The sequence below is a fragment of the Pseudoduganella sp. GCM10020061 genome (assembly GCF_042683405.1).
Lineage (GTDB): Bacteria > Pseudomonadota > Gammaproteobacteria > Burkholderiales > Burkholderiaceae_D > Telluria.
Genome location: NZ_JBHUJS010000003.1, coordinates 453,966 through 467,423 on the forward strand (window position 1 = coordinate 453,966; position 13,458 = coordinate 467,423).

Below are 13,458 nucleotides of genomic sequence, written 5' to 3' on the forward strand. Positions count from 1 at the left end.
GCATGCTTTTCTCGTTAGAAATTGGTCAGTCTAGCGGGGCAGTGCTGTAACGGAAAATTTCTCGCCAGGAGCGAGGCGATCGACAGCTAAGCCGTAAATGCAGTTGAACCGAGGATGCTCGTAAATTTGGAGGTCCACCAGCCCTATCGATTCAAGAAACTTGTAGACGGATCGCATCTCAATATTGCCGTCGCCATCAATGGCACGATAGACATTTTTTGCACCATCAAGGTGCGCTAGGATGCCTACCCGCAATGGCGGCCCGCCAAAGTCGTGAGGGTCGGGTGTCCAGTTTTCAAGCCATGCGACAATCTTCAGGTCGAATGCCGGCGCCGGAAAGGTTTTGTCAAAGTGTGTTTTCATTTATTTTCCGGTTTAGTTTTGTTCGTCACTGGCCGCGGCCCAGGCGTCGACCTCGGCCAACTCGTCTTCATAACTCATCGCCGCGTTCGCCGCGCGCTCAGCACGTTTGCGTGTCGTTGAGCCCCGCCAGATATGGCGGCCGATAATCTCCCCGTCCTCGCCCCAACAAAATGCTCGAATGAGCTAATAAGTTCGGACAGCCATTTTGCGTTGATCAACGTTGCGTCTTCGGCTCTATCTAGACGAGATCACGAGCCGTATTGCCGATTGTGTAATCACGGGGACCGAGGGCTACATCCATGTTGATTATTTTGACGGCACAATCGACCGGAGCGCGTGGTACCAACCGAAGCCACATCGCCGATTTATCCGCCTGATAGCGCACCTCCGAAATATTGAAGATGGACGACATCGAGCAAAGACCCGTGCGCACATCTTTCAAAACCCCGATCATCGGGAGGGCATCCTTGACGGCGAGCTCGATCGCATTCCAATGCGCTACGTGCGTCTTGCGCGCATCCTTTCCTGGTCGAGGTACCATGTACCACAGGCTGCCTTCTCGGCCATCGCGACAAATCGCAATTTCGGTTGGCACGCGTTTACCGCTCACGAATTTGCTGTGATGATTCCAGACAGTCGTAACGAAAAGCTTTGCTTTGCCTGCCCGAGCGTCCGGGCGGAGCGTATCGAACGAAGACCACTGCTGACCTGGAGCGAGAGCGCCCAGTGCTTCAAATGCTTCGTTGTGTTTGACATTGAACGTCATTATTTTCTTATAACTCCTGGACGTAGCGCGCTAGCGAAAGACGATCGGTTTTCCGACCTCGGTCTGTAAGTCGTCTAACCGCTTGTTAAGTTGGACCGATGCATAGCGCTCGACGTGGTCATGCACCAAGCGCCATCGCGGGAATTCATCGTTGGGAATTGCCATTGTAAATGTATGCTTGATTTGGAGGTGGGTCTCGTTATCTCGCACCAAGATGTCTGCCCGAAGCAAGTCCCCAATATCGTTGTGTGCAAATGTGTTGTGCCGAAGCTTCATGATCCGATCATGCGTTGCTCGGAGGGGATCTTCACCCTTGAACACCGTGTTGGCGTCGAGTTTGATAAGCCCAGATCCAACACTCGTAAAGCACTTTCCATATTGGAGAATGAAGGAGTGAAGCAACGCGATTTGCAAAAGGCTGCTATCGAGATCTCGCAATTTTGAATCGAATGCTTCGAGTCGTCCAAGGGAATGCCCAGAAGTGCTGAGCTGAAGCAGAACACGGCTCCACGCTGCAAGCTTATTGAATGGATGCGGATTGATTTTGAAGCCTTGCTCAGCCAGCTTGTCGATGTGGCTGGACAGGCCAGAGTCGTCTATCTCTTGCATCCTACGTTGTCCTTATTTCCCGAGAGCGGCTTCCAACAGCAGCTGGGTGTTTTGGTGGCACTAAATTGATTTCGTAGTGCAATTTTATAACCGGGTATATGTCTGGTCCATGAAAAGTTGACGAGATTCTACTTGCCGATCGCAACCGTATGGCCGTTGGTTGCGATGCGAGCGTTGTGATGCATACTCTGCCGTCAAAAGACGTTCGTGAACAACTATGGGATGGTACGGTGGCAATGAAGCAACTTCTACGGGCGTTATCGCAACAATCTTATGTGCCGGTGTCGCAGGGTGCGCGCCTAAAACCCGACTCTGAGCGAAGACCGGCTAGCGGATGAGAAGCGCAAAAATTTCTGCATGTCACTTTTAGTTGAGGCTGGGGCAAAGTGGTATCAAGGTGATCAAGTCGGCAGGATCAGTGAACTCTTCTGTCGCGCAGCTCGGGCATTGTAGGATTTCGTCGCTCCTGCGCAGCTAATCCCTTCTCGCCTAGCAAGCCCGTGATCGACTGAATGCCGCTGAGGAAAAGACCAAGGCCTTTGCTATCGCGGACCAACCCCCTGCATGGGTCAACGCTGGTTCCTGGACGCCACCGAAGGCTCGTACCTAACGTTGGTAGAACGGTTCCTCCTAAGCAGGGTTGAGCACGTCCAAGCCTGGTCGGGTTGGAGGCACCAAAATTCTCCAATTGTCCTCGTGTGCGGCGAAACGCAGCGCGAGGGCCTTCTGACTCATGGTTAAAGTGCGAGCGTGTCCACGCGCCTCGTTCGGAGCGGAAAGCATGTTGTCGAGCTCGGCCTGGTCGAAAACGAAAAACCGGCTGCGAGGATTGGGCCGGTCGAGCAGGACGATGACAAGATAGTCGAAGTCTGAAAAATTCCCGTTCACGGCGAGCTGCTTGGGCCAGTCGATAGTTTTGACTTGGACACGCTTAATACTGGTACCGGTGAAGATCGCGAGATCCCAGCTTTTCTGCGTTGCCCCGTGTGCCAAGTATGCCTCGACGTTTCGCTTCAATAGCTCACCCAAGACGAGGTGCTCGCCAATTGCGGCTGATACAGAACGGTTGTTTTTCACGTTAGAAGATTTTGACTTTAGGCTAACACCAGGCGAGGGATCGCACATGAAGTCGATCCGTACTTCGTCGAGACGTCGGCGGCCAACTCCGGGTAATCGCAGAAGTTGGCGATCTCGTCGTCCGTATAACCACGCAGCCGCGAGAACGCCTTCCAGTGGTCGCTCTTGCGCGTTCTTCCCCGCTCCGGTCCTCGTGACGGCTGATCTTCTCAGCGCGCGTGGCCCGATCGCAAAGCTCGATTAAGCACACGATCAGTGGGTCAGCAGGGTGTTCGTTACGCAACGCCAGGCTGTCGATATCGAGCTCGGGCATTTTGTACCCGTAGCGTGGGACCGGATGCCGATCGATTACTGGCCGGTCGCGCACTGGGTCATTAGTTCGTCGACGTTTGCATCTGGATACGCGGCCTGTAGCCGGTCGCGCACATCGGCAGGTTGCGGCCGCACCTCCGGGGTGTGCGTGTCGCTATTACACTTGCGGCATGTGACCTTGGACTGGCCGCGGGCACCTGATGTTTCCCACCACGATCCAAAGCGCTGATATCGAGGATTGGCGTTGGTGATTACCTCGGCATTGCCACATTGGCAGAATAGCCCAGAGATTCCGGTATAGATGAACGCAACGTTTTTGCTCATGGGGTGGACTGTTTCCTAAATGATGAAGACCGGATGAGATATCTTACTGAGCCTAATCAGATATCTTACCACCCAGCGGATCGGCGGGCAGGCGGCAGGCGGCGCGCGGGCAGCGATCGAAACCGTTGAGCGGCCTTTGTTTTCGATTAGAACCTCTTTTTCGATAAAAGCCGCAGGTTTTTCCAATTAAAAGATTAAAGAGTTTTGCTTTTTGAGCTTTTCCTCGAGGCCATTGAACTCGGATGATCGGAACCGGGGTTTTATGCTATCAACCCACATTCGGCAGTATCTGTTGCAGCCTACGGCCACCTAGCGGAGGGAGATGAAGCGCAGAGTTGATTAGGACAGCCGAGCTCGTAGAAATCACCCTGCTCACGCGGGCAGCGTTCGAGCAGGACCGCGCGGTGCGCTACGCCAGCATCGCCACGATCTGATTGAAGAGTTTTTCTCGGTCACCTGGCACTGCCAGGTCGAGCGACACCGACGACTCAGCAGCTGCTCCTGCCGATCGCCGAAAGCGCCCAAGGATTAGCCGGCGCCGCCCAGCGGCAGGGCAGTGCCTGCTAGGCCGCCGTCGAGCTCGGCTACCGCGCACGCGCCCATGGCACTCCCGTGTGTTTGCACGTTTGCGGACCCCAAAAATGTAGCCCCTGAGCGGGAAGTATCCTTCCTCCACCGGGATAATCCGCTCCAGGTGCCGTGGTCCCCATTCTTGTTGTTTGTGCTTTGGTGACGATCACCGTAGTGTCGTGCTCGAAGAAGAACTTGATGAAGGTATCGCGTTCCAGCACCTTCGATTTTTCCCCGAACAGTTTCCCGTAGCGTCTCTCCCTCGGGTACCAGCGGCCACGCTGCTGTGTCGCGTCCTCTTGCCAGCTGCCGCGATCTCGCGCAGCGCCTCTTCGCTGATCCGGATGAAGCGGACGAGTTCCAATGCGAGCTGGCGTGCCCACTTCGAGATTGACGTCGGCGCCGTCCTCAGCAGCAGGTAGTTCTTATAGAGGAAGTCAGCGGTCGCTTCATCGGGTGTGGGAAGGCGATTGATGTCTTGCATGAGTAGCTCGTTGGGTAATGGGGTAGTGTAAGAGGGCCGTAGCGGACCAGTAACTGGTAGCCGCGGCCGCGTCGCCCGCCAGGCGGAAAAGCTCCGTCAAGGTTAGCTGTGAACGAACAGTAAAGTTCGCAACAAGCTTTCTTACGAGACTCGTTGATTCCAGCACGCTTCGCATAAGAACAATGCTTGCCACAAAACATCGGCGTAGCATCTTGCGCTATCGCGTGCAAAAAAAAAGTTCGCCACAGGCGGAAAAAAGGTAGGCCCCGGAGTTAGGGCAGTTCCGCCGCTTAAGGCAAGTGGTACACCAGTAAACACGATGGCTGCCGCTCTCCACGAACCGACGGCCGAATACAACGTCGCGCGCCGCATAGTGGCTTCGCGAGAATTATGGCCTTTTGCTCGACGCAGCATCGCCTCTCGTTTCTGCTGCGCGATCTACCGCGCAGCGAACCGCGTTGGAGGCAACCGCTTGACTCTCGGTGCCAAGCAATTCCTCTACGCTTCTTGATATGAATAGTTCTCAAATCGGCTGTAATTCCCCCGCCAGATCGTTTGTATCGCTCCGAGCGGTCCGTTTCTCTGCTTGCCGATAGCTTCGGCTGTTCCCCTATCAGGCGAATTCGGGTTATAAACCTCGTCACGATATACAAAGATGACGACGTCGGCGTCGTCTCAATTGCGTCTGCGTCACGCAGATCAGGCAGAAGAGGACACTTGTTCGGCCGACTTTCCACCGCGCGGTTTACCTGCGCCAGGGCTACGCGTCGGCCAGTGGGTCATTTGCAGGAATCTCGGCCTCAGCATTCTCCAGCAGCGCCGTGACGTGTCCATTTTGGGTCTCGTAGGCGCTGTTGCAGATATCATTTGCCGCGTGATGAGTTCGCGCAAGACACGACGGTTGCGGACGATATCGGCATGCCGGGCGATGTTCGCTGTCTAGTCGATGGCTCGGGCTAGCGTATCGATATAATCGAGGCTTGGCGCTTCTCCCGATTTGTGTGGCTTGTCCATCTGCTTAAAAACCGTCAAGACGTAAGCAGGTTTGTCGACGCAGGGCAGAGGTACAAGCACGACGACTTTGGGAGCGTCCAGGAGGTCATGGTGGCTTCCCACCGAGCCAGGAGCTAGCGCAACCGTTACTAAAGAGTGCCGTAATGAGCATGGATTGAGCAGGCATTGAGCAAAGTCTTCAAGGACCAGTTCAGCACAACCGAAGAGGGGGCAAGGAGGTGTGGGGGCCTTTGCTTCTAAGTGCATCACAGTTCAAGAATATCTTCTGAAAATTCATGCATTCAGGGTTGCACAACCCATCAGACTATAGATAGACCTGCCAGTGCAACAAAAGTTACAACATGGAACGAACCTGCGGTATGCTTGTGCTTTAGTTAATACTTGAGCATTCATCATGAGCAAAGCCAACGGGACAACGAGACAGTATGCGACTCTAATCAAGGTACTTGACTCGCTAAGAGATGAAGCACCAGTCGAGGATGTGATTTATCACCCTCCAGTCAGTAACAATGACGCCATGGTTCAAGCCCGATCAAGAGCACTGCTACACTTATTTTTGAAAGCAAGGTTTGGGCTTACAGAGTTCAAAGATCGTATCAAATACGTCACTGATGGCCCTAATGATGGCGGAATTGACGCATTCTATATTGATAAGGCAAACAAGCGAATTTACGTCCTTCAGTCGAAGTTCCGAGCAACGGCAGCCAATTTTTCCAGCGTTAACATGAGCGTTAATGACCTGTTAAAGATGGATGTCAAGGATATTCTCAACGGGAAAACCAAAGATGAAAATGGGGTGCCATATAACTCCCAGATCAAACAATCTTTACAACGTAGTATAAAACAACTTCCCGACGTTGGCAGCTATGAAACCCATGTCATCCTTCTAGGAAATAGCAAAGCATTTAGCGCAAAGGATCTACAAAAACTCGCAAGCGGGTATAAGGTAGACCAGTACCATCATGAACGGATATTCAAGGAACTGCTTTTTCCTGTAATTCACGGCACGTACTTTACCGACCCCGATCTTAGAATCGAGATAAGCTTAGCCAACACTCAGCGTGATTCGCACCTTGACTATAACGTTGTTTCCGCAAAACAAAAAGCAAACATTAAGCTCTTGTTTGTCCCCACTATTGAAATTGGTCGGATTTTACATACTTACAAGAATTCAATTCTTCAATATAACCCTCGCAGTTTTCTTGACCTCGATAAGAACCCGGTAAATCAAGAGATCGCGGCGTCGATTGAGAACGTTACAGGAAATGAATTCGCACTATACAATAACGGCATTACTATTGTGTCAGAGGGCACTCAAGTCAGCTCTGATACTGCCAAGTTGGCTACAGCACAGGTAGTAATTAGAAATCCTCAATTAATCAATGGCGGACAGACCGCCTATACCTTAAGCCGCATCTATCAAAAGTGCATAACATCTGGGGACTTCTCTGTTTTCAAAGGGAAAGAAGTATTATTGAAGGTAATTAGTTTTGTTGGCAAACCCAAGCCAGCGAACCTTATGGACCGCCTTGAACTGATCACCTCTATATCTAAAGCCAGTAACTCTCAGACAAAGATTGAAGAATCTGATCGTCGCTCCAATGACCCGATCCAACTTGAACTTCAAAGAGAATTCTTTGAAAGCTACGGCCTATTCTACGAGCGGAAACGTGGAGAGTTTAGCGATGGAATTCACGCGAAATACATCAATAGTGGCCTAATAGTTAACCGAGAAAACTTGGTACGCGTAGCCCTCGCAAGCGAGTACCGTGTAAATGAAGCTAAGTCGAGCATCCAGAAAGTCTTCGGTGGTGATGCCTTGACAAAGACTTTGATTATTCAAGACGTCTCGAAGTACGCATATGGTTATGAAATACTACGACTTATCGAAGAAACCCTAAAAACCGGCAAAAAAGGTCAAGGCGATAGATACAACACAGCTGCTTTTGGTCAAGCCTTACGTTATGGTCAGTTTGCCGTGATAGCCGTTTGCATTAATCGCGGGATGAACTCCAAAAAGAGCGAAAGAGAGGTTTTAAACTCAATTCTTTCTCAATGGAAGAATTTTGAGGCTTCCGTAATGGCGAAGCCATCCAATATTGCTTACGCATCCAGTGGATCGTTCTCCTTTGTTAACTACTACAAAGGTGCAACTGTTAACTCCGACTTGAAAACCTATGCCTTTAAAGCATAAATATTGAACTCATTTCACCACCAATCGCTATCTCTTATTAAGATTTAGGGTAGGTGGTGATGAGTTGGTATCACATTCTCATCCATATTGAAAACGCGCTCAACACAACCGCTGCTGAGCTTTTTAGTGACGCTGGACTGTAACGCATACCCTCATCCATACCGTATATAGAAGTACTAGCAAGGGTTATACAGGAGTCATCCTAGGGTTGCAGCTTGAGGATGCATCGACTCCAAGACCCGCATGAACACTAGGTTTCGGTCGGTTGGAGATGAATAATTGCTTAAAATGTATAGCCGTTCATCCGTATAAATTAGAAACTATGGGGAGACAACGAGGAGATGTCTTCCTGCGTTCAGAGATATCTGCGCTCATCAAGCCAGTAGGTCCTTTCACTATCATTCGTGGTGTGCCCTACTCTCCCCTTTGGTGAGAGCAGGTGTGATTCATTGCTGAGCATGTCTGGCTATACGAGCGTCCATTCCTGGTCTTTCCTATAAGGTGAAGCTCTTGAAACCCGCATGGTTACTAGGTTTCAGCACGATACTGGGAAGGGTTTCTTCCCAGCTCAATAGCTGACCATGGCACAGCAAGAATTAACTTTCTAACCAGTTCTGGAATAATGAAACCATCCTTGGACTGGCAATGTGAAGCTTCACTTTAGGCCCATTAGGTATGCGAATAGCAGTCCTGAAAAACCACTGTATCAGTTCTGCAAAATTATCTTGATCCATGCGTCCACCTTGCTCTTCTAAGTACCGTACTACGGCAGGGTGAGGGTATCGATTGTAGACATGGATTGCTGACGTTTTGTGCACGTAGTCGTTCGTCGCTCTAGCTCCCTTGTGCAAGAAACAATTCTGCGGACTGACCCCCTTCACTTTTTGAGTACCTTGCCACTCTTGAGCCACTTATCACCTCTCTTCCCAGCGACAGTGCTAGGTAAGGTGTAAAGCAGGTTTTCGGGTTTGGCATCCATCTGACGCGCTACGTTTCGGACATAATTGCCTAATAATTTCACTTGATCTTTCGTCGCATTCCTATACCAAGTTGCGCTAAAGACGCTGTTTTTCCTTTTGGCGGCCAAGTCATCAACTGGCACCTTAAGCGACCGTAGTAGCTTATCGCTTGTGCTAGAGCAATCAAGCACTACTCGCTCCCGGATAGCAGTCTTCAACTTTGCTTCATTCCGGATCTGCAGGCCATCAAATTCGAACGGCTTGTGAGTGATTCCTTTGATCTTCAGGAATGCTTCGAGCACGCTGCCTTCGAACATACACGTTACAATAATCACCTGTTTGGACGCCGTTACTCGCTCGATAGGCAGTTGAACATTGAAGAACGTCCCGTCCTGTGTGCTGTAAAGACTCCCGTCCTCAGCCATCTTCCTAACCTAAGCGAAAGCAGAAGCCCCACTGCCCCACGCTTGGTTGTTCCAGACTACTTTCCCTCCGCATTAGTCATGACTACCTTCTCTTGAACCAGGACCTTTCTGTCTCCTTTCGCTAACTGACCGTCATTTAGGGGTTCAATCATGCCTAACTCTTCGCCTAGGATTGTCGTATAGCCGAAGCGTGCGATTGACGTTTGTCCTGCCAGTCCTAAACCTAGGTACAAAGCATGGGTACAGATCGTATTCTTACCCTCGGCCAACAGGGCGAGAAGATGATCACCTTTTGTTCGGAAGCCCTCCCCTGTCGGCTCCTCGAAAACGACACCACACTCGTCGAACTTTGCGAGCTCCTCAGCCGGGCGAGTAGAGACCTCACTGAGCATTGGTGTGACGTACAGGTAGTGTTCAGTAGGTTTAGATGCAGCACGGTGCCTGTCATGGATGGCCTATGAGGCTGTTAACTAGCTAATACTCAGATTTTTGAGTTTACTCGACATTTATTTTTAAGATTTTGCTATCCCAGCCGTTGAGCTAGGTCCTCAGCCCTCAGGTGGGTGTACCGCTGGAGCATCTGTAGGCTCTTGTGCCCTGATATTGAGGCCACTTCCATAGTGTTGAACTGGCGCTCAAATAGCCGGGAGACCGCCTCATGTCTAAGGTCGTGGAATCGCAGGCCTATAATCCCGGCACGCTGTGTGGCTCGTTTAAAGGCATTGGAGATGGTGTACGAGGCAGAGACAGCAAATACGGTGTCGCCTGTTCGCTCGATACTGTTCAGGACAGCTAGCGCTTTGGATGATAGCGGCACGCTCCCCGTTCTTAGTGTCCGGCAGAAGCGCAGTCCTCTTATCGAAGTTAATGTTGTCCCATCTGAGGGATAGAAGCTCGCCTGCACGCATTGCGGTCTCAACAGCTAACAGGATGAGCGAGTGGAGGAAAGTTCCCTTTGTAGCTGCTAGCAAGGCATCAAGCTCCCCTTCTTCAAGGCGACGTTCCCTACCGCGTGATGGCGGTGGCCGTTTGATGCCGCCCAAAGGGTTGGAGAGCAACGCATAGCCCCATTCATGCTTGGCGCACTTGTATACGGCAGAGAGCAAGGAAAGTTCAATCCTGATGGATGCGTTCGCCTTCCCTGCCTTGATCTGCTGGTTACGGTACTGGGCAATCTCTGCTGGTTTAATTGAGGCAGCATCCCTACTTGCGAACGAGTGCCTGAGCCAGGAATTGATGCGGGACACTTCTTGCTTATGCCCCTTCTTTAAGGGAGAGACAGAGGTCAGGTAACGCTGGAGGAGCGTAGAGAGGAGAACGGTCTCGCGTCCAAGTGCTTCACCTCGCTCAAGCTTGAGTTCAGTGTTCTTCGCCCACGTTTGAGCGTCTTTGAGCAGACTGAAAGACTTGCAGACAGTAGGATGGTCTTTCCTACAGATGCGTACGTGCCACTTGTCGCCACGCTTGCCGATTGATGCCATTTGATTCCCCTTGAGCATACGTTGAGCAGGAGGGATAAGGCAGAGAGATAGGGAGGTGATGAGAGTCACCTAACCCATTGAATACACAGCATAAATATTGGTAGGCCTCCCCGGAGTCGAACCGGGCACCAACGGATTATGAGTCCGCTGCTCTAACCAAGCATGAGCTAGAGGCCCTTTGAGGTGTGTCGTTATCCCAGGCGCTGGATGGAATCACACTGTGCGGCTTCGGGTGCTCAGTATGGATTCCAGCCTGCGCTGGAATGACGGCATTGCGGCGGCGCTGGCGGCACGATGTCGCCAGCGCTTGTGATGCAGGACGGGGAGGATAGGCGCTGCTGCCCTGCCCCGTCAAGTGTTAGTTGCCTTCGAGGAAGCTCTTGAGCTTGTCGGAGCGCGACGGGTGGCGCAGCTTGCGCAGCGCTTTCGCCTCGATCTGACGGATGCGCTCGCGCGTCACGTCGAACTGCTTGCCCACTTCTTCCAGCGTGTGGTCGGTCGACATTTCGATGCCGAAGCGCATGCGCAGCACCTTGGCTTCGCGCGGCGTCAGCGAGTCGAGCACGTCCTTGACCACGCCGCGCATCGAGGCGTGCAGCGCAGCGTCCGACGGCGCCAGCGTGTTGTTGTCCTCGATGAAGTCGCCCAGGTGCGAATCGTCGTCGTCGCCAATCGGCGTCTCCATCGAAATCGGTTCCTTGGCGATCTTCATGATCTTGCGGATCTTGTCTTCCGGCATTTCCATCTTGATCGCCAGCGTTGCCGGATCGGGCTCGGCGCCGGTTTCCTGCAGGATCTGGCGCGAGATGCGGTTCATCTTGTTGATCGTTTCGATCATGTGCACCGGAATACGGATCGTGCGCGCCTGGTCGGCGATGGATCGGGTGATCGCCTGACGGATCCACCACGTTGCATACGTGGAGAACTTGTAGCCGCGGCGGTACTCGAACTTGTCAACCGCCTTCATCAGGCCGATGTTGCCTTCCTGGATCAGGTCGAGGAATTGCAGGCCGCGGTTGGTGTACTTCTTGGCGATGGAAATCACCAGGCGCAGGTTGGCCTCGGTCATTTCGCGCTTGGCCTTTCGCGCCTTCATTTCACCGGCCGCCATCTGGCGGTTGATGTTGCGCAGGTCCGGCAGCGGCAGCACCACGCGCGCCTGCAGGTCGATCAGGCGCTGCTGCAGTTCCTTGATGGTCGGGATGTTGCGCGACAGGATCTGCGAGTACGCGTGCCCTGCGGCCACTTCCTGGTCCACCCATTCAAGATTGGTTTCGTTGCCCGGGAAGACTTTGATGAAGTGGGCGCGCGGCATGCCGCAGCGGTTCACGGCCACGTCCAGGATCTGGCGTTCGATGGTGCGCACTTCGTCCACCTGGCCGCGCAGCGTGTCGCACAGCTTCTCGACCACTTTGGCGGTAAAGCGAATGCCCAGCAGTTCGTTGGAGATGCACTCCTGCGCCTTGATGTAGGCCTTGGAGTTGTAGCCGTCCTTTTCGTAGGCGCGGCGCATCTTGTCGAACTGCTGCTGGATGATGTCGAACTTTTCCAGCGCGGCCTGTTTCAGCGCTTCCAGCTGCTCCGCGGAGTAGCCTGCCGCGCCGCCGGCCGCAGCCGGTTCTTCTTCTTCCTCTTCCTCTTCTTCCTCGGCCTCTTCGTCGTCGACTTCTTCGTCGGACGCGGCGGCCGCAGGGGCTTCGGTTTCGGTCTCGTCCACCATGCCATCGACGATCTCGTCGATCTTGATCTCGTCGTTCTGGATGCGGATCGCGGCGCCGATGATTTCGGCGATGGTCACGGGGCACGCCGAGATGGCCTGGATCATGTCCTTGAGGCCGTCTTCGATGCGCTTGGCGATTTCGATTTCGCCTTCGCGCGTGAGCAGCTCGACCGAGCCCATCTCGCGCATGTACATGCGCACCGGGTCGGTGGTGCGGCCGAAGTCGGAGTCGACGGTGGACAGCGCCGCTTCGGCGGCAGCTTCCGCCTCGTCGTCGCTGGTGACGGTGGCGACGTTATCGGACAGCAGCAGCGTTTCGGCGTCGGGCGCGTGCTCGTACACGGCAATGCCCATGTCGTTGAACGTGCCGATGATGCCTTCGATCGCTTCCGGGTCGACGATGTTGTCGGGCAGGTGGTCGTTGATCTCGGCGTACGTGAGGAAGCCGCGTTCCTTGCCGAACTTGATCAGGGTCTTGAGCTTCTGGCGGCGGCGCTCGAGTTCTTCTTCCGAGGCGTCGGTGTCGGCCGAGAACGCGTCCTTGAGCAGCGCCTTTTCCTTGGCTTTGCGGTCCTTGGCCTTGGCCTTGTCCGCCGCCTTCAGTTCGGCGCGCTCGACCGCGTTGAGCGCGGCGACTTCTTCGTTCTCTGGCTGGAATTCTTTTGGCTTGCGCCCACGGCGGCCCGGCACTTTGACGGACGGCAGGACATAGCCGGAGGTGTCGATGGCGGCAAGGGCCGCGGCATCGGTCGTCTGGCTGACGGCGGGAGCTGCGCTAGCGGCCCGCGCTTCGACTGGTGCGAGCGCTTTGTCCGCTTTGGCGGAGACTTTGGTCGGCTTCTTTTCAGCCGCTTTGGGTTCTGGTTTCTTGGTTGGCACAGGCGCTTTCGATGTCACTACGACGAGCTAGGTTGAACAAACAACTTCTGTACAAATACAACTTCGAACTACACCTCACGGGCCGTAAAGCTCTGTTATAAACAATGCAAGACTTAGCGTTTTATTATAGCATGCACCCCTGCATTTTCCAGTTGTGCATTGTGTGCGCTTTGACAACTGTTCCCTATGGGGACTGTCCCTATGGGACTGTCCCCGGACTTTGATACGTTGCCGATTTGCTCGCTTAAAGTCGGGGGACAGTCCCGTAGGGACAGTCCCCG

8 protein-coding genes, 1 tRNA gene and 2 pseudogenes are annotated in these 13,458 nt (G+C 53.3%); 1 reads left to right on the forward strand and 10 read right to left on the reverse strand.

Annotated features, from left to right (window positions below; all coding sequences use genetic code 11):
- Positions 1–30: 30 nt before the first annotated feature.
- From ACFSQR_RS09395 to ACFSQR_RS09420, 6 genes and pseudogenes are all read right to left on the reverse strand, one after another.
- Entirely contained in the window at positions 31–363 is a 333-nt protein-coding gene (locus tag ACFSQR_RS09395; RefSeq protein ID WP_377729483.1) for a hypothetical protein, read from the reverse strand.
- Positions 364–601: 238 nt separating this feature from the next.
- A complete protein-coding gene (locus ACFSQR_RS09400; RefSeq protein WP_377729484.1) occupies positions 602–1,129 on the reverse strand; it encodes a hypothetical protein in 528 nt (175 codons plus the stop codon).
- A gap of 30 nt (positions 1,130–1,159) precedes the next feature.
- The gene (locus tag ACFSQR_RS09405) at positions 1,160–1,738 is read right to left on the reverse strand and encodes a hypothetical protein (RefSeq protein ID WP_377729486.1); all 579 of its coding nucleotides are present in this window, start codon (positions 1,736–1,738) and stop codon (positions 1,160–1,162) included.
- Between the two features lie 630 nt (positions 1,739–2,368).
- A complete protein-coding gene (locus ACFSQR_RS09410) occupies positions 2,369–2,815 on the reverse strand; it encodes a hypothetical protein (RefSeq protein ID WP_377729488.1) in 447 nt (148 codons plus the stop codon).
- A gap of 348 nt (positions 2,816–3,163) precedes the next feature.
- Positions 3,164–3,451 (reverse strand): hypothetical protein, encoded by a 288-nt coding sequence (locus tag ACFSQR_RS09415; protein WP_377729490.1) that lies wholly within the window; start codon positions 3,449–3,451, stop codon positions 3,164–3,166.
- Between the two features lie 1,552 nt (positions 3,452–5,003).
- A pseudogene (locus ACFSQR_RS09420) lies at positions 5,004–5,269 on the reverse strand (DnaB-like helicase C-terminal domain-containing protein); the annotation flags it as partial.
- Positions 5,270–5,913: 644 nt separating this feature from the next.
- Here ACFSQR_RS09420 and ACFSQR_RS09425 point away from each other — a divergent pair.
- Positions 5,914–7,713, forward strand: coding sequence for an AIPR family protein (locus ACFSQR_RS09425; protein ID WP_377729492.1), 1,800 nt, complete (start codon positions 5,914–5,916; stop codon positions 7,711–7,713).
- An 877-nt stretch (positions 7,714–8,590) separates the two neighbouring features.
- Here the strand turns inward: ACFSQR_RS09425 and ACFSQR_RS09430 are convergent.
- The 4 genes and pseudogenes from ACFSQR_RS09430 to rpoD form a co-directional block, all read right to left on the reverse strand.
- The gene (locus ACFSQR_RS09430; RefSeq protein WP_377729494.1) at positions 8,591–9,097 is read right to left on the reverse strand and encodes a hypothetical protein; all 507 of its coding nucleotides are present in this window, start codon (positions 9,095–9,097) and stop codon (positions 8,591–8,593) included.
- Between the two features lie 523 nt (positions 9,098–9,620).
- Positions 9,621–10,596: pseudogene (locus tag ACFSQR_RS09435) on the reverse strand (site-specific integrase).
- A gap of 80 nt (positions 10,597–10,676) precedes the next feature.
- Positions 10,677–10,755 (reverse strand) — tRNA-Ile (locus tag ACFSQR_RS09440).
- Positions 10,756–10,936: 181 nt separating this feature from the next.
- Positions 10,937–13,177 (reverse strand): RNA polymerase sigma factor RpoD, encoded by a 2,241-nt coding sequence (gene rpoD / locus ACFSQR_RS09445; RefSeq protein WP_377729501.1) that lies wholly within the window; start codon positions 13,175–13,177, stop codon positions 10,937–10,939.
- Positions 13,178–13,458 lie beyond the last annotated feature (281 nt).

Bases quoted from the DNA above. Each gene is read 5' to 3' on its own strand.
- ACFSQR_RS09425 (WP_377729492.1), top strand. From the start codon at position 5,914: ATGAGCAAAGCCAACGGGACAACGAGACAGTATGCGACTCTAATCAAG.
- ACFSQR_RS09400 (WP_377729484.1), bottom strand. From the start codon at position 1,129: ATGACGTTCAATGTCAAACACAACGAAGCATTTGAAGCACTGGGCGCT.
- ACFSQR_RS09405 (WP_377729486.1), bottom strand. From the start codon at position 1,738: ATGCAAGAGATAGACGACTCTGGCCTGTCCAGCCACATCGACAAGCTG.
- ACFSQR_RS09395 (WP_377729483.1), bottom strand. From the start codon at position 363: ATGAAAACACACTTTGACAAAACCTTTCCGGCGCCGGCATTCGACCTG.
- ACFSQR_RS09430 (WP_377729494.1), bottom strand. From the start codon at position 9,097: ATGGCTGAGGACGGGAGTCTTTACAGCACACAGGACGGGACGTTCTTC.
- ACFSQR_RS09415 (WP_377729490.1), bottom strand. From the start codon at position 3,451: ATGAGCAAAAACGTTGCGTTCATCTATACCGGAATCTCTGGGCTATTC.